Origin of the sequence: Ectothiorhodospira haloalkaliphila ATCC 51935, from assembly GCF_000633935.1 — a bacterium.
GTDB classification, from domain to species: domain Bacteria; phylum Pseudomonadota; class Gammaproteobacteria; order Ectothiorhodospirales; family Ectothiorhodospiraceae; genus Ectothiorhodospira; species Ectothiorhodospira haloalkaliphila.
Map to the genome: position 1 here is coordinate 1441227 of NZ_KK214998.1, position 20559 is coordinate 1461785.

General features: G+C 63.9%; 22 protein-coding genes. 11 read left to right on the forward strand and 11 right to left on the reverse strand.

From position 1 onward, the window contains the following. The first annotated feature begins 51 nt into the window (after window positions 1-51). The 6 genes from tssC to ECTHA_RS0114540 all read left to right on the forward strand — a co-directional run bounded on the left by tssC (window position 52) and on the right by ECTHA_RS0114540 (window position 7833). Window positions 52-1569 (forward strand): type VI secretion system contractile sheath large subunit, encoded by a 1518-nt coding sequence (tssC, locus tag ECTHA_RS0114515; RefSeq protein WP_026623838.1) that lies wholly within the window; start codon window positions 52-54, stop codon window positions 1567-1569. An 81-nt stretch (window positions 1570-1650) separates the two neighbouring features. Continuing rightward, the gene (locus ECTHA_RS0114520; RefSeq protein ID WP_025280298.1) at window positions 1651-2136 is read left to right on the forward strand and encodes an Hcp family type VI secretion system effector; all 486 of its coding nucleotides are present in this window, start codon (window positions 1651-1653) and stop codon (window positions 2134-2136) included. A gap of 80 nt (window positions 2137-2216) precedes the next feature. Beyond that, window positions 2217-4004, forward strand: a complete 1788-nt coding sequence (gene tssF / locus ECTHA_RS0114525) for a type VI secretion system baseplate subunit TssF (protein ID WP_025280299.1) — start codon at window positions 2217-2219, stop codon at window positions 4002-4004. Between the two features lie 38 nt (window positions 4005-4042). Continuing rightward, window positions 4043-5002 carry a type VI secretion system baseplate subunit TssG gene (locus ECTHA_RS0114530; RefSeq protein WP_025280300.1) on the forward strand — a complete coding sequence of 320 codons (960 nt, stop codon included), beginning with the start codon at window positions 4043-4045 and terminating at the stop codon, window positions 5000-5002. Then, on the forward strand, window positions 4965-7004 hold the full coding sequence (locus ECTHA_RS0114535) for a type VI secretion system Vgr family protein (RefSeq protein WP_158407525.1): 2040 nt from the start codon (window positions 4965-4967) through the stop codon (window positions 7002-7004). Before ECTHA_RS0114530 ends, ECTHA_RS0114535 begins: the two co-directional genes overlap by 38 nt. Before the next feature lie 361 nt (window positions 7005-7365). Further along, window positions 7366-7833 (forward strand): phasin family protein, encoded by a 468-nt coding sequence (locus ECTHA_RS0114540; protein ID WP_025280302.1) that lies wholly within the window; start codon window positions 7366-7368, stop codon window positions 7831-7833. A gap of 92 nt (window positions 7834-7925) precedes the next feature. On the opposite strand, the gene ECTHA_RS0114545 is transcribed toward ECTHA_RS0114540, so the two are convergent. Genes ECTHA_RS0114545 through ECTHA_RS0114555 form a run of 3 tightly spaced genes read right to left on the reverse strand, consistent with a single transcriptional unit; the run spans window position 7926 to window position 11209 of the window. Continuing rightward, on the reverse strand, window positions 7926-8669 hold the full coding sequence (locus ECTHA_RS0114545) for a sulfite exporter TauE/SafE family protein (protein ID WP_238984800.1): 744 nt from the start codon (window positions 8667-8669) through the stop codon (window positions 7926-7928). A gap of 24 nt (window positions 8670-8693) precedes the next feature. Next, window positions 8694-9683 carry a DUF1028 domain-containing protein gene (locus tag ECTHA_RS18500; RefSeq protein ID WP_025280304.1) on the reverse strand — a complete coding sequence of 330 codons (990 nt, stop codon included), beginning with the start codon at window positions 9681-9683 and terminating at the stop codon, window positions 8694-8696. A gap of 35 nt (window positions 9684-9718) precedes the next feature. Beyond that, on the reverse strand, window positions 9719-11209 hold the full coding sequence (locus ECTHA_RS0114555) for a putative nucleotidyltransferase substrate binding domain-containing protein (RefSeq protein ID WP_338042713.1): 1491 nt from the start codon (window positions 11207-11209) through the stop codon (window positions 9719-9721). 54 nt (window positions 11210-11263) lie between these two features. Between ECTHA_RS0114555 and ECTHA_RS18505 the strand changes: the two genes are divergently transcribed. Together ECTHA_RS18505 and ECTHA_RS0114565 are read left to right on the forward strand one after the other, a co-directional pair. Then, the gene (locus ECTHA_RS18505; protein ID WP_025280306.1) at window positions 11264-11998 is read left to right on the forward strand and encodes a cytidylate kinase-like family protein; all 735 of its coding nucleotides are present in this window, start codon (window positions 11264-11266) and stop codon (window positions 11996-11998) included. Further along, window positions 11995-12477 (forward strand): F0F1 ATP synthase subunit epsilon, encoded by a 483-nt coding sequence (locus ECTHA_RS0114565; RefSeq protein WP_238984801.1) that lies wholly within the window; start codon window positions 11995-11997, stop codon window positions 12475-12477. The genes ECTHA_RS18505 and ECTHA_RS0114565 overlap by 4 nt, the downstream gene beginning before the upstream one ends. 19 nt (window positions 12478-12496) lie before the next feature. Here the strand turns inward: ECTHA_RS0114565 and ECTHA_RS0114570 are convergent, their stop codons facing one another. From ECTHA_RS0114570 to ECTHA_RS0114590, 5 genes are all read right to left on the reverse strand, one after another. Beyond that, window positions 12497-13462, reverse strand: a complete 966-nt coding sequence (locus ECTHA_RS0114570) for a M14 family metallopeptidase (protein WP_025280308.1) — start codon at window positions 13460-13462, stop codon at window positions 12497-12499. A gap of 27 nt (window positions 13463-13489) precedes the next feature. After that, window positions 13490-13993 carry a DinB family protein gene (locus tag ECTHA_RS0114575; protein ID WP_025280309.1) on the reverse strand — a complete coding sequence of 168 codons (504 nt, stop codon included), beginning with the start codon at window positions 13991-13993 and terminating at the stop codon, window positions 13490-13492. Between the two features lie 13 nt (window positions 13994-14006). After that, window positions 14007-14396, reverse strand: a complete 390-nt coding sequence (locus ECTHA_RS0114580) for a DUF3775 domain-containing protein (protein ID WP_025280310.1) — start codon at window positions 14394-14396, stop codon at window positions 14007-14009. A 91-nt stretch (window positions 14397-14487) separates the two neighbouring features. Further along, entirely contained in the window at window positions 14488-14814 is a 327-nt protein-coding gene (locus ECTHA_RS0114585) for a DUF2288 domain-containing protein (protein WP_084307043.1), read from the reverse strand. Next, a complete protein-coding gene (locus tag ECTHA_RS0114590) occupies window positions 14811-15206 on the reverse strand; it encodes a thioredoxin family protein (protein ID WP_025280312.1) in 396 nt (131 codons plus the stop codon). Before ECTHA_RS0114590 ends, ECTHA_RS0114585 begins: the two co-directional genes overlap by 4 nt. 194 nt (window positions 15207-15400) lie before the next feature. Here ECTHA_RS0114590 and ECTHA_RS18510 point away from each other — a divergent pair, with 194 nt between their 5' ends. The 3 genes from ECTHA_RS18510 to ECTHA_RS0114610 are packed head-to-tail and all read left to right on the forward strand — an operon-like array spanning window position 15401 to window position 17721. Then, window positions 15401-15745, forward strand: a complete 345-nt coding sequence (locus ECTHA_RS18510) for a PepSY domain-containing protein (protein WP_025280314.1) — start codon at window positions 15401-15403, stop codon at window positions 15743-15745. Between the two features lie 3 nt (window positions 15746-15748). Continuing rightward, window positions 15749-16435 carry a response regulator transcription factor gene (locus ECTHA_RS0114605; RefSeq protein WP_025280315.1) on the forward strand — a complete coding sequence of 229 codons (687 nt, stop codon included), beginning with the start codon at window positions 15749-15751 and terminating at the stop codon, window positions 16433-16435. Further along, window positions 16432-17721: an ATP-binding protein gene (locus ECTHA_RS0114610; RefSeq protein ID WP_025280316.1), complete on the forward strand. Its 1290-nt coding sequence runs from the start codon at window positions 16432-16434 to the stop codon at window positions 17719-17721. The genes ECTHA_RS0114605 and ECTHA_RS0114610 overlap by 4 nt, the downstream gene beginning before the upstream one ends. Before the next feature lie 4 nt (window positions 17722-17725). On the opposite strand, the gene ECTHA_RS0114615 is transcribed toward ECTHA_RS0114610, so the two are convergent. From ECTHA_RS0114615 to ECTHA_RS0114625, 3 genes are all read right to left on the reverse strand, one after another. Next, on the reverse strand, window positions 17726-18025 hold the full coding sequence (locus tag ECTHA_RS0114615; protein WP_025280317.1) for a hypothetical protein: 300 nt from the start codon (window positions 18023-18025) through the stop codon (window positions 17726-17728). A 50-nt stretch (window positions 18026-18075) separates the two neighbouring features. After that, entirely contained in the window at window positions 18076-19257 is a 1182-nt protein-coding gene (locus ECTHA_RS0114620) for an alkaline phosphatase family protein (RefSeq protein WP_025280318.1), read from the reverse strand. 105 nt (window positions 19258-19362) lie between these two features. Then, complete coding sequence (locus ECTHA_RS0114625; RefSeq protein ID WP_025280319.1) at window positions 19363-20436, reverse strand: alkene reductase; 1074 nt, start codon at window positions 20434-20436, stop codon at window positions 19363-19365. Window positions 20437-20559: the final 123 nt, after the last annotated feature.

A 20559-nucleotide genomic window follows, 5' to 3' on the forward strand; every position in this document is an offset into this window, starting at 1 on the left:
GCCACTCAAGTCCGCAAACCCATCACCCGGGAAGACTGCAAGGAGATGCAGATGACCGCCACACAGACCGTGGACACCCCAAGTCAGGCAGCACCCTACGCCCGCCTGTGCAATCTGGCCGCCGTCACCCCCCTGGAACAGGGGCTGAATCTGGACCGTTTCAGCGATGCGGGGGAACTGGCCCAGGCCCCCCAGGGAGATCGCCTCACCGCCGCCCTGGGGGTGCTGCTGGACTTTCTGGAACCCCCTGCCACTGGCGGGAGCGCTGCGCGTATCGACAAGACCCTGGTGGATGATTTCATCGCCCGCATTGATGGCCTGATCGGCGAACAACTGGACGAGATCCTGCATCATCCTGAGTTTCAGCGGCTGGAGGCCGCCTGGCGCAGCCTGCAGTTTCTCACCGAACGGGCCGATCCCCGTGCCCACGTGAAGCTGGAACTGCTGGATGTGAGCAAGGAGGATCTTCAGGAGGATTTCGAGGATGCCGCTGACACCACCCAAAGCGGGCTGTACCGTCAGATCTATGTGCAGGAATACGACACCCCCGGCGGCGAGCCGGTCAGTGCGCTGATCTCCGACTACAGCTTCGACAACACCGCTCAGGACATCGGCCTGCTGGGGGAGATTGCCCGGGTGAGCGCCGCCTGCCACTGTCCCTTCATTGGTTCGGTGGGGGCCCGGTTCTTCGGCAAGCACAAGGCCAGCGAACTGCCCCGCATCCAGGACCTGGGGGCGCACATGGACCAGGCGGCCTTCATCCGGTGGAATGCCTTCCGGGACAGTGAGGACGCCCGTTATGTGGGCCTGACCCTGCCCCGGTTCCTGCTGCGCCTGCCTTACGGCCAGGATCACCCGGTGCGCAGCTTCTGCTATCAGGAGAACACCCTGGGGCCGGAACCGGACAAGTACCTTTGGGGTCATGCGGCTTTCGCCTTTGCCGCCAACATGGCCGAGAGCTTCCGGGATCATGGCTGGGCGGTGAACATCCGCGGCCCCGAATCCGGCGGCAAGGTGCCTGGCCTCCCCCTGCACCAGTACGACCTGGGCCAGGGCCTGCAGACCCGCATGCCCACGGAGTTTCTCATCTCCGAGAGCCGGGAACTGGAGTATGCCCGCATGGGCTTCATCCCCCTGAGTTACTACAAGAACCGGGATTTCGCCTGTTTCTTCTCAGCCAATTCCACCCAACGGCCCGGCGAATATCCGTCACCGGAAGCCACGGCCAACAGCCTGGTGAACGCCCGTCTGCCCTATGTGATGCTGGTGTCCCGCATCGCCCATTACCTGAAGATCCTGCAGCGGGAGAACATCGGCGCCAGCAAGTCCCGCCAGGTGCTGGAGGATGAACTCAATCAATGGTTGCAGACCCTGGTCACCCGCATGAAGGACCCGGACCCGGCCCTGGTGGCCAGTCATCCACTACGGGACGGGCGAGTCAGCGTCGAGGAGATTCCGGAAAACCCGGGGCTGTATGCCGTGAATCTGTTCGTGATGCCTCATTTCCAGATCGAGGGGGTGGATGTGCGGCTGTCCCTGGTGGCGCAGATGCCCAAGGACGCCGGGTAAATCACCCACTCCCAGATCCCCGCCCCGGTAAAGGGGCAAGCCCTTGAAGTCCCCAACCATCCATTGCAAGGAGAGCATGACATGGCCGTACCCGCCTACCTGAGCATCCGTGACGACCAGGGCGCCCCCGTGGAGGGGCCCGTGCAGATCACCGGCCGGCGCAACTCGGTGGAGGTGCTGCAACTGGATCACCAGATCCGCATCCCCACGGATTCCGACACCGGTAGCCTGACTGGCACCCGCAAACACGAGCCCCTGCGTTTCGTGAAGACCTTCGATAAGGTCTCCCCCTATCTCTACAAGGCCTGCAGCAACGGCCAGACCCTCTCGGAGGTGGTGATCAGCTGGTTCCGCATCGATGACAGCGGCAGTGAGCGGGAATACTTCCGCCATCGCCTGGAGGACGTGAAGGTGACCTCGGTGAAACCCACGATGCACAACGTCAAGGATCTGGAAAAGGAGCGCTATCCCCACCTGGAGGAGGTCTCCCTGCGCTACGGGCGCATCACCTGGACCTATGTGGACGGCAACATCGAATTCCAGGATTCCTGGGTCGAGGGCCGTTAGGAAACAGGCGCTCCAGAGCCCCTCTTCCTCCATGGAAGAGGGGTGCGGGTGCCACCGGTTCATCAAGGAAGAGAGGCCCCATGGACATCCTTCAATATCTTTGCCCACCGGGTGAGTTCACCCATGCCCGGGACGAGGCATGTTTGCGCGAACGCATGCACCTGGATCGTGCCGCCCGGGAGTTTGCGGAAGATTTCCCGGAACCGGCCCGGCGCCTGGGCCTGGACACACCGGAGAATCCGGGCCCGGGGATGGAAACCCTCCTGCAGGGGGTCGCGCGTATTCACGCCGACATCAGCCGGCGCCTGGATGATGACCTCCCGGAGATTGCCGGGGCATTGCTGGAACAACTGTGGCCCGGCGCCATGAGTGCCTATCCCGCCTGCACCATCCTCGCCTTTCAGCCGCGACTGCGAGGCGGCATGACACAGACGGTGCCAGCCGGAGCCATGGTGGAAAGTGATCCGGTGGGCAACGAATCCACCCGTTGCCGCTTTCGCACCGTTACCGAATTGACCCTCCACCCCCTGGAACTGGTGAGTATCGAAACAGCAGATACGCCCGGCGGCACGCGGGTATCCCTGTGTTTTGAAGTCCATGACCCCCGTGGTGCCTCAACAGTGCTGCCCGAGTACCTGGATCTGTATGCCGCCGATCCGCGTGGCAGCGCAGAACTGGTCCATGCCCTGCGTCACCACACCCGGACCCTGAGCCTGTGGGTGGAAGGGCAGGGAGAACATCCCCTGGTCGGGGACCGGGTTGTCGACACTGCCCCCCGCCCCTGGCAGGCCCCCATGACGCCATGGGTGGACGCCTCCCACGCCGGGCTGCACCTGCTGCAGGACTACCTGCATTTTCCCGAGGCCTTTCGCTTCCTGAGGCTGTACACCGGAAGCCGTGAGCGCCTCCCCAGGGAAACCGGGAAATTCACCCTGCACCTGCAACTGGATGTGCATCTGCCCACCTGCATCCCTGCGACCACCCAGAGCCTGCGGCTGCACTGCGCCCCGGCCATCAACCTGTTTGAACACACCGCCGAGCCCATCGCCAGGGAACCGGGTCGTTCCCGTTATCCGGTATTACCCGATGCCCGGGCACGGCAATCCATCCATGCCCACCGGGTGGAACAGATCATCGGGATCAATGGTGCCAACGCCCAGCGTCGGTCTTACCGCCCAGCCCTGACCCTTGGCATGGCCGAGGACCAACCCCTTTACCAGGCCCTGCCACGGCCGGGGCCCAATGGCCGCTGGCAGACCTGGCTGGACCTGGATCCTGCCGAAGCCGTATTCCCGGAAACCCTGTCCTGCCGCTTGTTGGCCCATAACGGGGATCTGCCCCACCGCCACCTGGGTCCCGGCACGACCGTTCACGGGGTGAAGGACATCCCGGATACTCTGAAAGTGACTCATCTCATTCGTCCGACGCCGCATTATCCGCCGTCGGATCGGGCGCGGTGGCGATGGGATCTGGTGTCCCTGGTCTGCCTGCGTCAACAGGGAATGATGTCCACCTCGGCACTGCGGCAGGTGATGCAATTGCTGGATCGCAGTGGCAGCGCGTCACAGCGGCGCCGGCTTGAGGGCCTGGGGGAGCTCACCGTCACCCCCTGCAACCGCATGGTACGCGGGGCCGTACTCCATGGCCTGGAAGCCCGCCTGCACGTGGATGAGGACCATTTCGCCGGCGAGGCGGATCGGGTGCTCTTTGCCTCGGTGCTGGAGCGTTTCCTGAACCACTACGCACCACTCAACAGCTTTGTCCGGCTGTACCTGGAGCATCGCCCGGATTCGGGCTTGATGCCGGTGGAATCTCGACCATCCCTTCGTGTTGCTGGTGCCGTGACCGGCCTGGGGGATCTTCCATGAGCCCCGCAAGGCGGCCTGCAGGTGCTCCTGACCCACAGGTGAACAAACGCCTGCGACAGGGTGGCCTGTTGGAATGGATGCGTGTTCATCTGCATCGGGAAGAACCCGTGATGGTCTCGCCGGATCCTGGGTTGTCCTTTCCCTCGTCGCCACTGAAGACCCTCCCGGACAGCCAGGGTCGGATCAACCTGTGCGCACCCACTTCGGGTCTGTATGGCGTGGAAGGCCACCTGCCCGTCGCCTGGCGCGAGGTGGCCCAGGGCGATAGCCCGGAGGCAAGGACCCTGAGGGGTTTTCTGGATATTCTCGGCCATCGACAGGCCCACCTGAACTACCGTGTGTGGCAGCGCGCACGCCCAACCCTGATCGACGGGCAGGGCAATCATCCTTTGCAAGCCTGCCTGGCAGCCCTGGGAGGCCAGGGCTTTCGGCACAGGGCAACCATCGGCCCAGTCATGGGAGGAATCAGCGGCGAACCCAGCGCCGATGCCCTTTCGGCGCGGATCGGCCGCTGGCTCCGGCAGTGCTGTCCCCATGTTCATGCTCCCGTGCGGATCACACAGTTCCAGCCGCACTGGGTCAGCCTGTCTCCCGCCACCCACCTGGGAAGGTCACCGGGTAACCGCCTGGGCATGGACACCCATCTGGGCGAGCGGGTGCCAGACCGCAGTGGCCCCATCAATATCGTCATCGGCCCGCTTCCCATGGACCAGGTCCGTACCCTGTCACCCGGACAGCCCTCGGGCGTGGCCCTGGCGGCCGACGTCCGCAGGGTTCTGGGCCACCGTCATGGTTTTGTGCTGACCCTCGAACACGTATCCCGGCGCTTGCCCCGGCTGGGGTGCCAGGGACCGGTGCTGGGCATGGATACCCTGCCCACATCCGGATTACCTGCCCTGGTCATCGCTCGCAGCTGGCCGGATAGCGCCTTCACGACCCGACCCCCTGGAATACATGCCCATGAACCTCATGACACGGCGGCCTCGTCTTCGGCTTGAGCTGCCCGGCCGGGGCGGCGAACACCTCACGGTGCTGGACTTCAGCAGCCAGGGCCTTGCCCTGTCACGCTCCTACCGCCTGGATGTCCGCTGCCACAGTCACTCCCCTTGGGTGGCCAGCGAAATCCTGGGGCAGGCCGCCTGTCTGTGCCTTGACCGGGGGACCACCGCACCCCGCATCCATGGCCTGGTCACGGCGCTGGATCAGTCCCCGGGAGCGACCGGCAAGGGGGTGATCCAGCACATCCGCCTGGAATCCCCGCTGGCGCCCCTGGCCCGGACCCGCCAGAACCGGGTTTTCCCTGGCATGGGGGTGCGGGCAGTGGTGGAAGAGGTATTGCAGGGCCATGGCTGGACACCGGCCCAATGGCGCATGGCCTGTCGGCAAGATGATCCGGTGGAGGACCTCATCGTTCAGGTGGAGGAGTCCGACCTGGCCTTCATGACCCGCCTGATGGCCTTTCACGGCCTGTTTTACCGCTTTGAACAATCCCGGCAGGGGGCGACCCTGGTCATCCACGATGATGCGCGTGACCTGCCCGAGGCGCCCGTCAGGCGATTGCCGTATCACGCTCACAGCGGACAGCATGCCCCCGCGGACATCGTCTACCGGCTGGAGCCCCGGTCCCGGTTGATGCCCGCGGCGGTGGACCTCAGGGACCACTGCCCGGACCATCCCCAGGTCGTGCTGCATGCCCGGCAGGCGTGCAAACAGCCCTCGCATGGCATTGAGGAACACTGGGGGGCCGGTTTTGGCACCCCGGGCCAGGGTGAGCAGCTGGCCCGGATGCGAGCCGAGGCCCTGGATACGCAGGGATTCAGCTTCTCGGCCTGGACGGGGCATCGGGGCCTGACCCCGGGGCAACGGATCACCCTGACCGGCCATCCTCATCCCGATTTCAATCAGACCTATACCATCACGGCCCTGCAAATTCGCGGGGAGCAGGCTTCCAGTCTGCCCGAGGGCGCACCCACCCCAGGCCCGGCGTTCAGCACACGGATTGAACTCATCCCATCCACTCAATCCTATCGCCCGCCGCTGAAGCCTCACCGCAGCAGCGCCCGTTTTGTGGCCCGCATCGACGGGCCCGAGGGCGAGTCCGTCCATCTGGATGCCCAGGGACGTTACCGGATCCGGTTTGATTTCGACTCCCGTGAGCATCCACCCGGTCAGGCCAGCCATCCTGTGCGCATGCTCACACCCTATGCGGGTGATGACTTCGGCTTTCACTTTCCCCTGCATGCGGGCACGGAGGTGCTGGTGGCCTTCGAGAACAACGATCCGCACCGCCCCATCATCCTGGGCGCCCTGCCCAATACCGACCACCCCAGTCCCGTGACCGCTCACAACCGCCACCAGAACCTGTTGCGAACCCACGGGGGCAACGAACTGCTCATGGATGACCAGCCCCAGGGTCCCCGTGTCAGGCTCAGTACGCGGGACCATGGGTTGCGTCTGCTCATGGATGCCACGCCGGAAGACCCCCACCTGGCCCTGCACGCGGATGATGGCCGCATGCTCTGGCAGGCGGGACAGGCGTTGTCCATTCAGACGGGTGGGGATCAGATTCTGGAGGTAGGCGGGGATCAGCGTGTCAACGTTCAGGGGGCTTCATCCCTGGAGACCCGAGAGGGTTCCTTGCAGTTGTCCTCCGGGGAGGATCTGAGGATTCAGGCAGGAGGTGATGTGCATCTTGAGGCAGCACAGGGGGATCTGGAACAGCGCAGCCAGGGAGCCATGGATCTGAGGGCGGGACGTGGCATGCGCCTGGAGGTCCGGCAGGGGGATCTGGAGTGCCATGTGGCGAGCGGTCGACTGGCGATGTGGGCCGGCGGGAGAGTCACCCTGCAGAGTCAGTCCGGAGAAATCCATATTGGTCATGCCAATGCCGGGATTCGCCTTACTCCCCGGGGTGAGTTGTTCATCCAGGGGCGGGAGGTCCGTATTGAAGCTGAAACCATCAGGGTGCAGGGGGACGGGATCACCCACAACGGAGGCTGAGGCGATGAATTTTTTTTGTGGCGCCCTTTATTACAAGTTTTTTAATTAACTACCAATAATAATAATAAGGGGGCTGGTCAAAGCGGGAAAACTATGTAAAAAACATTATAAATCATGGCTTTGTATTCATTGAAACCTGTGCAGTACCGTTGGGGCAATTCAAGGATAGGGTGTGCGTGGAATGTGGATAACTCGACGACCCTGATTCATCCACCGCGAGCTCAGGCTTTATCCACAGCTTTGTCCCCGGTCATCCGGGCAGAGGGAGGGTGTATGAGTGGCGGTTTTCGTCTACCCTCGGGGAGTGAGTTCACCAAGGCGTTCATGACGCCTTCCCAACACCCCTAAGGAGTCAGGACACATGGCAGAACAGAAAAACCCCTTCGACATGTCGGAGATGATGAAGCTGTTTGATCCGAACCGTTACATGGAACAGATGAATCAGATGCTGAAGCAGTATCAGATGCCGCAGATGGACACGAAGGCACTGATGGAGGCTCAGCGCAAGAACGTGGAGGCCATGGTGGCCGCCAATCGCACCCTGTTCGAGAGCACCGAGGCGCTCATGAAGCGTCAGTCGGAACTGGTGAAGGAGGCCATGGAGGAGGTCAACAAGAACACCGAGAAGCTGTCCAGGTCGGAGGCCGGTGATCTGCCCAGTCACCAGGTGGAACTGATCGGTGCCATGTACGAGCGCATGAGTGCGAACATGCGGGAGATCAGCGAGAGCATGCGCGCCGCCCAGGAGTCTTCCATGCAGAAACTGGATGAGCGCTTCCGGGAGAGCCTGAAGGAACTCAAGGAGATCTCGGAGAAGAGCAAGTCCTAGTCCGGTCTGATCCCGACAGTCGCACCCTGCTACTGACGAGGTGCGGCTGTCGGCAAGGCATGGATGCCTTGCGGTGCGGTTGTCCGCCCTTGCTACAGTTCCCGGAAAAACTCCACGACCAGCAGGATGCACAGAAGCCACAGCAGCCCGCGCAGCCAGCCCCGGTAGGTGTCCGCGTTCACCCGTTCACGGATCCACATGCCAACTCTAAGGCCGATCAGGGCGGTGATGGCCAGGGGCAGGGAGAGCCAAAGCAGTTCCAGGCCCAGCAGGCCCAGGGCGGCGAAGGTGAGCGCCTGGGTGCTCTTGCCCAGCAGGAAGCACAGGTTGATGGCCTGCACCAGCACCAGCGGCGCGATCCGCAGTTCCAGGAAATAGATCATCAGCGCCGGGCCGCCCACGTTCACCGTGCCACCCAGTATGCCGCCCACGAAGCCCGCCCCGGCACCGCTGGGTCCCGGGTATCGTCGCATCCAGCCCCAGTTCACCCGTTTGAGCTGGTCGGACACCAGATACAGCACCACCGTGGCGGCCAGCAATAGTCGGAAGGGGTTGGGATCCATGGCTACCAGGATGAGGGTGCCAACGCCCGAGCCCACCAGCATCCATACGGCCACCGGCCAGTAACGGGCCACACTCTCCCGCCAACCGCCGCCGCGCAGCAGGCTCCAGAGATTGACGGCAATATTCGGGGCCAGGGTGAGCAGGATGGCCGTCATCACGTCGGTGAAGAGGGCCAGCACCGGTGTGGCCACCATGGGGAATCCCAGGCCGAAGGCACCGTGCACCAGCCCCGCCACCAGTGTGACGATCAGGGCGATGAGGATCTCTTCCATGCCAAAGCTCATGGCATCATCGGCTCAGCCGTTGTGCTCAAGCGCTTCGGCCACCTCTGATGCTTCCCTGAACTCCTCGGGAATCAGCGTGCGCAGCAGTTCAGGGTCGTGCGGCAGGAAGCGGTTGCGGGCCACCCGGGTGAGCAGCAGCGCCCAGTGGTCCGAAGCCTTGAAGAGACCTCTGAAGAGGGGGCGGGCCTCTTCCAGATAGCCCGCATTGACCATGGCCACCCCGCGCCAGAAAACCAGTTCTGCTTCTTCTGGGGCCAGCTCCTCGGCGCGCATGAAGGCCTTGATGGCCTGATCATATTCACCATGCCGGAGGTGATGCCCGCCCCGGGTGTTGTGGTCATAGGCCTCCCAGAGGGTGACCAGACGTCGTAACTCCTTGACCGGGCTGGTGTGGTCCTCCACCCGCAGGTCCAGCAGCGTATCCTCCGCCGGATCACCGGTGGCCTTGGCGTTCACCACGATCATGGCCGCCGAGCGTCGACCGCGCAGGTCGCCACCGTTGTTCTGTGCCGCCTCCAGGGCTGCCAGCATGCGGTGATGCAATTCCCCGGAAGCCGCTTCGAAGGCGCTGCCCATGGCATCCCAGGTGTCCTTCCTGAGCAGCATGTTGCCCAGACACACAAAGCCATCGCCCAGACTGTGGCCCGCCTGGTCAATGCAGAGCTGGCCCGTGTGAGCGGCGGCATTGCCCTCGGTGTCCACCATGGCCGCTTGCCGAAAGTCCATGTGATGATCCCGGGCCAGCAGCCGGCGCAGGGCGTCTCCGGCACTGGAGCCCTCCCGCATCAGACGCAGGCCTTCGCTGCCGTAGATCAATCGTGCAAATGACTGGATGGTGCCGACCCCCACGCCAGCCCTGGCGAAAGGGGCCACGCTGCCCACTGCGAAATGATGGGACTGCACCGCCACCCCCATCCGTCCTGAATCAGGGTCCCGGGCGACGATGGAGTAGGTGGCCACCGGTGGGCCCGGGGGCGGCGTATGGCAGCAGGCGTGTGGCATGGTCGATCCCTGGTGTGGGAGATTCCCTGGAGGTCTCAGCGCAGCAGTCCCAAATTGAAGTGGCTGCTGATAAAGCGCTGAAACTTGGCCACATCCTCGAAGGCGATGCGCAGCTTGCCCTGTTCCATCTGGCTGAGTTCATCGAGCATCACCGTATTGCCGGGAGTCTTACCCTTTTCGATGTCCCGCACCTGGCCGCGCAGGCGCATGAGCACCAGAAAGTCGAAACTCTCTTCGAGATCGCCAGCCTGATCCTTGGCCAGCACCCCTTTGCGCACCAGCATCTGCAGCCGCTGGTGGGTACCACCATCCAGGGCGCCGGCCTCCAGGGCCAGGGCCTTGATACCGTCCGTGAGGGCGAAGATACCGCCCTTCTTGAGGTCCACCTGCCCGCGTCCCGCGCCCTGAGCACCCGTCTTGATCTTGCCGCGCCAGCCCAACGGCGGCTGGAAACGTAGCATGTTCTCGGCCATCCGCATGAGGAATAGCTTGTTCTCGGCCAGTCGCTTGTAGATATGCTGCTTGAGTTGCTTCTCCAGGGACTGATCCCCGTGCAGGGTGCGGATGTCAGTGAACATGCTGGCGTTGGGGATGTTCTCCGGGCTGGGCGTGATGAGCCAGCGGTCCAGCTCCTTGAGCCATTCGGAGCGGCTGCGTCGCCAGGCCTTGTTCTTGGCCATGATGCCGCCGGGGCAGGGGGGCACGCCGATGCTGATGAGATGATCGATGAGGGTGTGGGAGAAGGCCTCGATCTCGCGGACCTCGTCCTCGTCCAGGTCATCCGCGTAGAGGATGGCATTGTCCTGGTCGGTGGAGAGGGTCTGTTCGCAGCGTCCCTCGCTCCCCATCACCACGAAAGCGTAGCCGCGGGCCAGGTTGGGAAACTGCTCCCTTTTGACCAGGGTCACCAGGCGCAGCAGGATCTGATCGTTCAGGTTGGCGATCAGTTTGACCATGTCGCGCACCGGTGTGGTGGTGCCGCTCAGGTGCACGACCAGGTCCTGGATGCGGGTGTGCAGGGCGCTGAGATCCTCAATACTGCGCGCCCGTTCGATATCCCTGACCAGTTGATGTGGGGAATGGCTTTGCATGCGCAGAATATCCGTGTCGGTGATGATGCCGTTGAGTGCCCCCTCCGAGTCCACCACCACCAGCCGGTGGATACCCTGGTTGGACATGCGATAGAGCGCTTCATACAGCACATCATGTTCGCCAATCGTGGTCAGCGGGCTATTCATCACGTCCTGAACCAGGAACGATCCGGGTGCCTTGTCCGAGGGCACCACCTTGTTGCGCAGGTCCCGGTCGGTGACGATGCCGATGGGGGCGCCCCCCTCATCGCAGACCACCACGCTGGATATATTCTTATCCCTCATGGTTTTTACCACATCAACGAGGTTTTCGCCTGGCTGGCAGGTCACCACCTGTCGCTGGCAGATTTGATGTACGGGACGGAAATAGGGGACCTCATCATGCATGAGCGCGTCGGATCCTTTTGCAGCTGGCATTGGCAGTGGGTTATTCATTGTGAGCAGGCACACGTTGTACCATGAATCCTCGGACAAGGCCGAAGGTGGTGCATGCGCGACGTCAACGAACTGCTGCAGCGTTATATTCGTACCCAGTCACGGGAGATTGATCCCGACCGGGGAAGGGCTGCGAAAACGCCACCCCTGGTGGCTGTCTCCCGGGATTACGGCGCGGGCGGTGAGCAGGTGGCCCGCCTGCTGGCCGAGCGGTTACAGGTGGAGTTTTTTGACGAGGAACTGCTGGATCGTGTGGCCAAGCACGCCGAGCAGGACCGCAATCTGCTTCGGGAACTGGACGAGAAGGTTTCTGCCTGGAAGAGTACCTGGGTGTATTCCGTGCTCTCCGGCGATGCCTATTTCCTCACCACCTACCGGCGGGCACTGGTGGATGTCCTGTTGGCCATCAGCCCCAAGGGCGGGGTCATCGTGGGCCGGGGCGCGCATATCTTCCTGCGGGATCGGGGGGCCTTTCGGGTTCGCATTGCCGGCTCCCCCAGGCATTGTGCCGTGCGCGTGGCCCTGGATGAGGATCTGCCGGAGGCCGAGGCCCGGGAGAAGGTGGAAACCATCAATCATCAGCGCGAACAGTTTCTCTGGAACATGGTGCAGCGGCGCACCAACGACTTCCACCAATTCGATCTGGTGATCAACACTGACAAGCTTCATGACTGGGATAAGGTGGTCAATTTGATTCTCAATGCCATGGCAGACGCCGGCATCCAGGTGCCGACCCAGCCCACCAGTGGCAGTGGTGCGACCAAGGGCAAGGGCAGGAGACGTGTGTGACCGTTAGAGAGCAATCCGTACCGTTGACGGCGACCATGGATCTGGAGATTGTCAGTGCCGAGGCAGCCTTGTTCAGTGGCTCCGTGCACAAGGTCTGCCTGACGGGCACCGGCGGCGAATTGGGGATTTTCCCCGGCCACTCGGCACTGCTCACGCCCATTGTCCCGGGCGTGGTGCGTTACCTGCCCGAGGGGAAGACCGAGGAGGATCTGCTGTACATCTCCGGTGGCATGCTGGAGATCCAGCCCCATCGGGTGATCGTGCTGGCGGATACTGCCCTGCGCAGCGACGAGATCGACGAGAAGGCGGCCCTGGAGGCCAAGCGTGACGCCGAGGAGATCATGCGCGAGAGCGTGCTGTTCACCGACCGGGATGCCGCCCATGCGGAATTCCTGCGCGCCGTGGCGCAGCTCAAGGTCCTGGATGGGGTGCGGCGGAAGAAGAAGAAAAACGGACGATCAGCACAGGGCACGGAGTGACCTGCTCAGGCTCTTGTCCTCAAAAGCGGTCGCTGAGCTCTGCCCGGTAAAACCACTCATTGCCCGGCAGGGCGTTGGGGTTGGGGAAGACGATGAAACCGTCACAGGGGGCCACCACGGGCTCGCCGGTATGCCGGTGACCGATCTCGTCACCCGCCTGGACCGGGTCAAAGCTTCCCCAGGATCGCGTGAAACGGTCTTCCGGGTGATCCCGGTCGATCACTTCCACCAGTTGCAGGACTTCCACATCCTGACGGGGCGTGGGGGCGGGGAGATCCAGCAACTGCAGGTGTGCCAGGGTGTTGATGATGGCCTGATAGGCCACCTCAGGTGCGTTCGGGTCGTCGTGCTGTCCGCACTCCAGCGTCACCGCATAGCCCCCATGGGCCCGCATGAATTCGGTGGTGCCGATGCCATAACCGGGGTCGGTGCTCAGCATCTGAGCCCGCAGGCTGGCGTTGGGGTTGCGCAGGCGCCGCGCCACGCCCCGGGCGTAGGTGTCCAGCCAGCCCTCCACCATGCGGCGCACCCCCAGGCAGCGGGCCAGGGCCTGTTCCGCTTCGGCCTGCTGAAAATACTCCAGCTCGGAGTCATTGTTACGCGGGCCCAGCATCACGAAGGGCTCGCCGCCGGTATGGAAGGAGTGCAGGTCCAGCAGCACGTCATGGGCCTGGAGCAACGGCCCCAGGCGGTTGGCGATGCGGTCCTCGAAGTCTTCCGGGGTATCCGTGAGGCGAAAGTTGCGGTTCAGATTGCGTTCGCCGTTGCGCTGTTCCAGTTGCCAGGCCAGGGGGTTGGTGATGGGCACGAAGGTCAGTGTGCCCCGGGCCAGTTCCCTCTGCCCCGCGTCCAGTTCCTGCATCATCCGGTGGATGGCCTGGGTACCACAGGTCTCATTGCCGTGCACGGCCCCGAGGACGATGAGACGAGGGCCGGTCTCCAGACCGTGATAGGTAATGGATTTCAGGGCAGAGGGTTGTTTCATGGCTCGGGCCTCGGAGGCGGGGTGGGATCAATCGGCGATGCCGGGCATGGCCAGCATGTCCAGCGGGGCCAGATCCACGTCCGACTGTTCCAGCAGTGCCGTGATCTGCCCTCGCTGAGTGGACTGGCGATGCAGCAGGTTGAGCAGGCACTCCCCCAGCACCAGCGTGCACTCCCGGGGTTCATGATCCAGGGTAAAGGTGATCTTCTTGTCCAGGTTGGGGTAGGCCAGGCTTTGAACGAAGTTCATGATCTCGCTGTCCGTGCGCATGCGCTCGGCGCGCAGCAGACCGTATTCGGTATAAAGCACCTGATCCGGAGAGCGGTAAACATAGGGCTTGTCCAGCATCCGCCCCAGCCAGATGCGATCCTGAAGCAGCATCTGGTTGAAGATGCCGTGAATCGATCCCTGTGTACCAAACCATTCTGTCTTGCGCACTTCGTCCTGCAGGCCGTCGCAGTGCTCCAGCAGTTGGGCGTGGGCCCAGCGGCTGTAGCGGGCCTGAAGTCGCAGGGAATAGAGGACGTCCATCAGGGCTTTCCGATCAGTCGTCTTCGCATGAGTGGCCGAGCATGGCCAGGCCCTCGGCCAGGTAGTCGGCCCCCATGGGCGTGGCCAGCAGGTAGTCAGCGGTGCGCGGCGTCCAGTTGGACTTGGCCTCTTCCAGCGCCAGATCCCACTCGTCCTCGCTGTAGTCGCCGCGCCCCAGCCACATCAAGGCCACCATGTTGGCCTGAAGCTCGGGCTCCAGTTCCTCCACGGTGTTCTTGAGTTCCAGGTAAACCACGTTGTCGGCGTGTTCTTCCAGGGCCTCTTCAATCCAGTCGTCGGCTTGGTGATCCGGTTCCTCGGGCATCATCACGTCTTCCTGGGCGTGAAACTCCCTGGCGTGACTGATGAACCAGCACACCAGGTTCGGGCTGATCTGCAACATGGGTTTTCCCCTGATGACGTGTTAACCCGGGATGATAACGGATCATGTCGGCTCCCGCATGGGGGCCCATTCCATGGAGCCCGCGCGCGGGTCAGATCTCCCGCACCAGCACCCAGGGGGCGACCACCACCGCCTCGAATCGGGGTTTGCGTGCCTCCCAGTCCTTGGCGTGATCCACATCGGCGCGGGCCAGAAGGCCCTGGGTGAGCAGATCCTGCACGCGAAGTTTGTCGTCCTGCACCAGGTGAATGGCAGCATCCAGCAGGGGGAGCTCTTCGGCCACATGCAGCACCACGCCGCGGGCAAAGTGCGGCTGCAGTTCCGGCCAGGTGATCGGGCCCTTCTCGGGCTCCAGCAACTGGCGAATCTCCTGTGGGGTCCTCGCCTGGACGGTTTGGGGTTGCGTTGGCTGGCTCACGGGGCCTCCACGAAGTCACGGATGGTCTTCTCGTCCTTGGCCCCCATCATCACTTTTTCGATCCGGCCCTCCTGAACACGCATCAGGGTGGGGGTGCCCATGACCTTGAAGCGGCGTGCCACATCCGGTCGCTTGCTCACATCCACCTCGATGATGTCGAAGCGCTCATCCATCAACGGCTTGAGGATCGGCCAGACCTGTTTGCACATGCCGCAGCGGGGGCTGTGAAAGTAGAAGATCAGCCGCGGCTGCGCCTTCTGGGCCTCGCTGAGCAGGTCGGTCATGTCCGGGGCCACCCGCCCCTGCATGCCCTTGGAGCGGTACAGAAAGGCGAATTGTCCCAGCAGGAACAAGGCGATGAGGCTGACGATGATCCAGGCGGTGGAGTCCATGGAGTGGGTCCTGATTCGGGCGTTGAGGGCCAGCGGGTTCAGCCGGCATTCAGCACGACGGGCGCAGAGTGTAGATGCACGAACCCGCGGTTCGGCTGATGACCGGTCTTGCGGGGATATGGTGCCACAGACCATCCTTCAGAGGAGAGCCGGGGGGTGGTTGATGCGCCTTTCGTCCGCGGACTGGTAAACTCATGGCCATGATCCACTGCATCCCACATTCGCTGCCCGGCAAGGTCATCCCGTTGCTCGGGATGTTGTGCCTTTGCCTGTGCCTGGCGGCCTGGGGTGCGGTCCATGCCGGCACCGGGGTGACCTACCCGGGCGCCGGTGCCGGCCACGCCCTGCAGGTGGCCCAGAATGGCCCCGTCACCCTGGACGAGGCGGTGGCCCAGGTACAGGAGCAGACCGGGGGGCGGGTGCTGTCCGCCGAGACACAGGAGCATGAGGGTCGACAGGTGCATCGCATCCGGGTGCTCATCGAGGATCAGCGGGTGCGACATATCCTGGTGGATGCGGCCACGGGGGAATGGCTCTAGCCCATGCGCGTGGTGGTCATCGAGGATGAACCCTCCCTGCTGGCCCAGCTGCGCCAGCGCCTCGAGGACGAGGGCTGGATGGTGGATACCAGTAGCGATGGCCGCGATGGGCTCTACCGCTTGATGGAATACCCCGCCGATGTGGCGGTGGTGGATCTGGGGCTGCCGGAATTGCCGGGACTGGAAGTGATTCGCCGTGCCCGGGCCCAGGGACGCCGGCTGCCCATCCTCATTCTCACCGCCCGCGGTCAGTGGCAGGAGAAGGTGCAGGGGCTTGAGGCAGGCGCCGATGACTATCTGGTGAAACCCTTTCACATGGAGGAGCTGGTGGCCCGCCTCAAGGCCCTGGCGCGTCGCGCCGTGGGCAGTACCGACGACTGCCTCAGCCTGGGTCCGCTGGTGCTGGATACCCAGGCCCAGAAGGTCTCCATGGAGGGGGATGCCGTGGCCCTCACCACCTTCGAATACCGCCTGCTGGAACACCTGGCCCGACACCCCGGGCAGGTGCTGTCCAAGCAGGCGCTCACCGACTATCTCTATCCCCATGACGAGGATCGGGACAGCAATGTGCTGGAGGTGCTGATCGGGCGCCTGCGGCGCAAGCTGGACCCACAAGGTCGTCATGCGCCCATCGAGACCCTGCGTGGCCGGGGCTACCGCCTGACGCTGCGCCCCGACGGGGACCCATGAACTCCCTCACGCTGCGCGTGGGCCTGATCGCCGCCCTGGTGGTGGCCATCTTCGCCGGACTCACAGCCCTGGCCCTGGAGCGGGCCTTTCGTGACAGCGCCACCCATGCCCTGGAGGAGCGCCTGCAGGCTCAGTTGTTCATGCTCATGGGCACCGTGGAGGTGGATGCCGGGGGCGCCGTGAGCATGCCGGAGCGGTTGCCGGATGCGCGTCTCACCCTACCGGATTCGGGGCTCCAGGCCCATGTCACCGATGCCCGCGGGCGCATCCTCTGGCGTTCCCCCTCAGCGCTGGGCCTGCCCATGGGTGTCGGTATGGAAGATCGATTCCTGGCCCGTATGACCGTGGACTGGGAGACACCCGGCGGACTGGTGCCGTTGACCTTCACCGTGATGGAGGATCGATCGGGGCTGGAAGCGCAGTTGAGCGAGTACCGGCGGAGTCTGTGGGGCTGGCTCGCCGTCCTGGCAGTGCTGTTGCTGGCGGCCCAGTCCCTGGCCCTGTATCTGGGACTGATGCCGTTGCGTCGGGTGGCCCGGGAACTGCGGGCCATGGAGCAGGGCGATCAGGGTCAGATCACCGGCCACTACCCGGCAGAACTCAAGCCCCTCACCGATAACCTCAATACCCTCATACAGCAGGAGCGCGCTCAGCTGGCCCGTTACCGGGACGGGCTGGCCGATCTGGCACATAGCCTCAAGACCCCGCTGGCGGTGTTACGCGGCAGCCTGGAGCAACGGTCCGATACCGACAGCCTCGACAGCCGACAGGTGCTGGAACAGCTGGAGCGGATGGATCGCATCGTGGCCTACCAGTTACAGCGCGCAGCCACCTCGGGGCGCAGCGCCCTGGCGGCACCGCTGGATGTGGCCCCGGTGATGCAGCGGCTGGCGGACACCCTGAACAAAGTCTACCGGGACAAGGGTGTGGCGTTTTCCATGCAGGTGCAGCCAGGCAGCCATTTTCGTGGCAACGAGGGGGACCTGATGGAGGTGCTGGGTAACCTCCTGGATAACGCCTGGAAGTTCTGTCGCCAGCGGGTGAGGGCGGTGGCCGGGCACCGGGGACGGTTGCTCGAGATCCGCGTGGAGGATGATGGCCCGGGCATCCCCGCCGACCGGGTGCCGGCCATTCTGGCGCGTGGGGGTCGGCTGGATGAGGGGGTGCCCGGGCAGGGCATCGGCCTTGCAGTGGTCAGCGAGATCGTGACGGCCTATGGGGGGGATCTACTGGTTGAGGACTCGGAGTTGGGTGGGGCGGCGCTGGTGATTCGTCTCCCGGGTTGACGGGTCAGGCCCTGCCCACGTTGAGATCAGTGGGGGAGTGGAAGTAGTCACTTTCCCGGGCGTACTGTTCCAGGTCCTTGAGCAGTTGGGCCAGGCGTTCCTCGGCGGTACTGATGGCGGCGCATTCCTCGCAGAGGGGGTCGCCACAGGGCTGACGGGTGTACAGCCAGTAATGCACGGCCCCGGCCAGCATGCCGTCGGCAATCTCCCACAGGTCGGCCTGGGGATCCTTTTCGGTGAGGGTGTTGGCCAGTTCCACTGTCTGGCTGGCGGCGCTGTCGAACAGGGTAGGGGCTTCTTTCATGGCGGTGTCCTGTTCCATGTGGGTGGGCAGCCCATGATAACACGCCCTTTTCAACACACCGTGCGGGCCAGGGGAATGTAGAGCTCCCGGGGATCGAGTCCCCCATGCACGCCCACCATGTCGTGGGGCTTCTGTCCCGGGATGCGGTCGTGGATGATCCAGCCAGGGTGCATGATGAGCGCAAAGTCACCGATGCGGGCCTCCAGTTCCGGGTGGGGCACTCCCGGGCCGAACCAGCCTTGTTCCAGTAAATCGCGGCTTGGCAGCACGGTGCAGGCATGACCCAGCTCCGCTTCAACGCGCTGCTGGAACACCTCGTGATAGCCATGGCGCACATAGGCCCAGGCCACGCGGGGCTCGCCACACAGAGGCAGCGCCAGGCAACGGCTGATCTCGGGGTAGGCGCTCAAATCCAGGCGCTGCAGGACGTCCACCATGCCATGATCGGCGGTGACCACCAGCAGGGTATCGGTGCCTGCCAGGCGTCGCGCCAGGCGCGCCAGTGCCTCATCCACGCGGGCCAGCTGGTCCCGCGTCTGGCGTGAGTCCGGTCCATGATGATGGCCCAGCGTGTCCAGTTCCGACCAGTAGGCATAGACATAGCGGGTCCCGGCACGCCCGCGGATGGCAGTATCCACCCGATTGACCATGTCCTCCAGGCGCTTGAAGGGCAGCAGGCTGGCCTTGCCCAGGTGAAGCTTGTTGTAGGGGGTACGGGCGATCTTTTCCGGGGCCGCCATGGCTGACGGGCCCGGGATGCGATCAAAGAGGGCTCGATGACCCAGCACTCCCCTGAGGTCCAGGTTCACCCTGTCGTAGCCGACTCCGCCATGGCGGGGAGTGCCCGGCAGCACAGCCAGTACGGAGCCCAGTTCCCGAAAATGCACATACCAGCCACTCAGCCCATGCTGGGCTGGCGCGTCGCCGGTGAGCACAGTGGTGACACCGGTGGCCGTGGTGGTGGGGAACACGGAGTGAATGGCCCCCCGGCGATGGGTGTTCAGAAAGGGTGCCGGCTGACTCTTGAGGAACTCATCGCCCAGGCCGTCCACCACCACCAGGACCACATGCCGGTGGCCCGATATCTCATCGGGGGGCAGGAGTCGAAGCGGGGGGAGCGACGGGGAGGGCGTACCGCCCAGCCCGGTGATGAGGGACGACATCAGGTTGGCCAGGCTGCCGCCCTGATAATCGGGTGGGTCGGGGAGGGGGTGTCGGGAAGGTTCTGACATTCCCCAATGCTAACTCTCATGCATCACGGTGGCGAGTCACCCCCGATGATGAAAGATGCGCTCCAGGCCCCTCTCTCTTGCGGGGAGAGGGGCTGGGGCCGGGCTTCAGCCATCCAGCTTCGGGTAGTCCACGTAACCCTCGGGGCCGCCTGAATAGAACGTATCCTTGTCCGCCTCGGCCAGCGGCGCGTTGCGCCGGAACCGCTCGGGCAGGTCCGGGTTGGCAATGAACGGTGTGCCGTAGACGGCCGCATCCGCGCGCCCCGACTGAATGAGCGCTTCCCCGCTCTCCCGGGTGAGGCCGCCGCCCACCAGATAGGCATCGCCGCGGAAACGGGGCTTGAGCAGGCCGTGGTAGTCCACATCGGTGCCGAACAGGGCCACGTGCAGGTAGGCCAGCCGGTAATCTCCCAGTTGATCCACCAGGTAGCCATAGGTCTCCTGGGGGTTGTCGTCATGGATGTCGTTAAAGCCCATCTCCGGGGCGATCTTGATGCCGATGTAATCGCCGCTGCGCACGGAGGTCATGGCCTCCAGCAACTCCAGGATGAAGCGGGCCCGGTTTTCGACGCTGCCACCGTAGTCATCGGTACGCTGATTGGTGCTTGAGCACAGGAACTGTTCCGGCAGATAACCGGAGGCCGCATGCAACTCCACACCATCGAAGCCCGCCTGGAAGGCCATGGCGGTGGCAATGCGATAGTCCTCGATGATTTCCTCGATCTCGTCCACTTCAAGCGCCCGGGGCGTGACGTGCGGCTTGAGGCCCTCGGCGGTGTAGGATTGCCCCTCGGGGCGCACCGCCGAGGCGGATACCGGCGTGGCCCCTCCGGGCAGGAACGAAGGGTCGGAAATGCGCCCGGCATGCATCAACTGCAGCACGATGGAGCCGCCAGCGGCGTGGACCGCCTCGGTCACCTTGCCCCAGGCGTCCACCTGTTCCTCGGTGTAGATGCCGGGGGTGCGGATATAGCCCTTGCCCATGGGGCAGGGCCAGGTGCCCTCACTGATGATCAGCCCCGCCCCGGCGCGCTGGGCGTAGTACTGGGCCATCAACTCCGTGGGCATGCCATCATCATCGGCCCGGGAGCGGGTCATGGGGGCCATGACGATGCGGTTCTTCAGATCCAGGGCGCCAGCATACAGTCGGGAAAACAGATCGATGTCTTTCTTGGGCATGATGCCTTCCTGCCAGGATGGGGTTGATCACTAAGGGATGAAAGCCAGGCCGGAAGTCTAGCAGGATTCGGCGGGGTGGCATGCACCCCGAGGGGCTTGGCTGGAAGCCCTGGCGCCCGTGTG

Excerpts from the sequence above, each read along its gene's own strand:
- ECTHA_RS0114625 (WP_025280319.1), bottom strand. The coding sequence starts at position 20,436 with ATGCCCAAGAAAGACATCGATCTGTTTTCCCGACTGTATGCTGGCGCC.
- ECTHA_RS0114610 (WP_025280316.1), top strand. The coding sequence starts at position 16,432 with ATGAACTCCCTCACGCTGCGCGTGGGCCTGATCGCCGCCCTGGTGGTG.
- ECTHA_RS0114620 (WP_025280318.1), bottom strand. The coding sequence starts at position 19,257 with ATGTCAGAACCTTCCCGACACCCCCTCCCCGACCCACCCGATTATCAG.
- ECTHA_RS0114570 (WP_025280308.1), bottom strand. The coding sequence starts at position 13,462 with ATGAAACAACCCTCTGCCCTGAAATCCATTACCTATCACGGTCTGGAG.
- ECTHA_RS0114605 (WP_025280315.1), top strand. The coding sequence starts at position 15,749 with ATGCGCGTGGTGGTCATCGAGGATGAACCCTCCCTGCTGGCCCAGCTG.
- ECTHA_RS0114590 (WP_025280312.1), bottom strand. The coding sequence starts at position 15,206 with ATGGACTCCACCGCCTGGATCATCGTCAGCCTCATCGCCTTGTTCCTG.
- ECTHA_RS18510 (WP_025280314.1), top strand. The coding sequence starts at position 15,401 with ATGGCCATGATCCACTGCATCCCACATTCGCTGCCCGGCAAGGTCATC.
- ECTHA_RS18505 (WP_025280306.1), top strand. The coding sequence starts at position 11,264 with ATGCGCGACGTCAACGAACTGCTGCAGCGTTATATTCGTACCCAGTCA.
- ECTHA_RS18500 (WP_025280304.1), bottom strand. The coding sequence starts at position 9,683 with ATGCCACACGCCTGCTGCCATACGCCGCCCCCGGGCCCACCGGTGGCC.
- ECTHA_RS0114545 (WP_238984800.1), bottom strand. The coding sequence starts at position 8,669 with ATGGAAGAGATCCTCATCGCCCTGATCGTCACACTGGTGGCGGGGCTG.
- tssF (WP_025280299.1), top strand. The coding sequence starts at position 2,217 with ATGGACATCCTTCAATATCTTTGCCCACCGGGTGAGTTCACCCATGCC.
- ECTHA_RS0114575 (WP_025280309.1), bottom strand. The coding sequence starts at position 13,993 with ATGGACGTCCTCTATTCCCTGCGACTTCAGGCCCGCTACAGCCGCTGG.
- ECTHA_RS0114535 (WP_158407525.1), top strand. The coding sequence starts at position 4,965 with ATGAACCTCATGACACGGCGGCCTCGTCTTCGGCTTGAGCTGCCCGGC.
- ECTHA_RS0114580 (WP_025280310.1), bottom strand. The coding sequence starts at position 14,396 with ATGTTGCAGATCAGCCCGAACCTGGTGTGCTGGTTCATCAGTCACGCC.
- ECTHA_RS0114520 (WP_025280298.1), top strand. The coding sequence starts at position 1,651 with ATGGCCGTACCCGCCTACCTGAGCATCCGTGACGACCAGGGCGCCCCC.
- tssC (WP_026623838.1), top strand. The coding sequence starts at position 52 with ATGACCGCCACACAGACCGTGGACACCCCAAGTCAGGCAGCACCCTAC.
- ECTHA_RS0114540 (WP_025280302.1), top strand. The coding sequence starts at position 7,366 with ATGGCAGAACAGAAAAACCCCTTCGACATGTCGGAGATGATGAAGCTG.
- ECTHA_RS0114555 (WP_338042713.1), bottom strand. The coding sequence starts at position 11,209 with ATGAATAACCCACTGCCAATGCCAGCTGCAAAAGGATCCGACGCGCTC.
- ECTHA_RS0114615 (WP_025280317.1), bottom strand. The coding sequence starts at position 18,025 with ATGAAAGAAGCCCCTACCCTGTTCGACAGCGCCGCCAGCCAGACAGTG.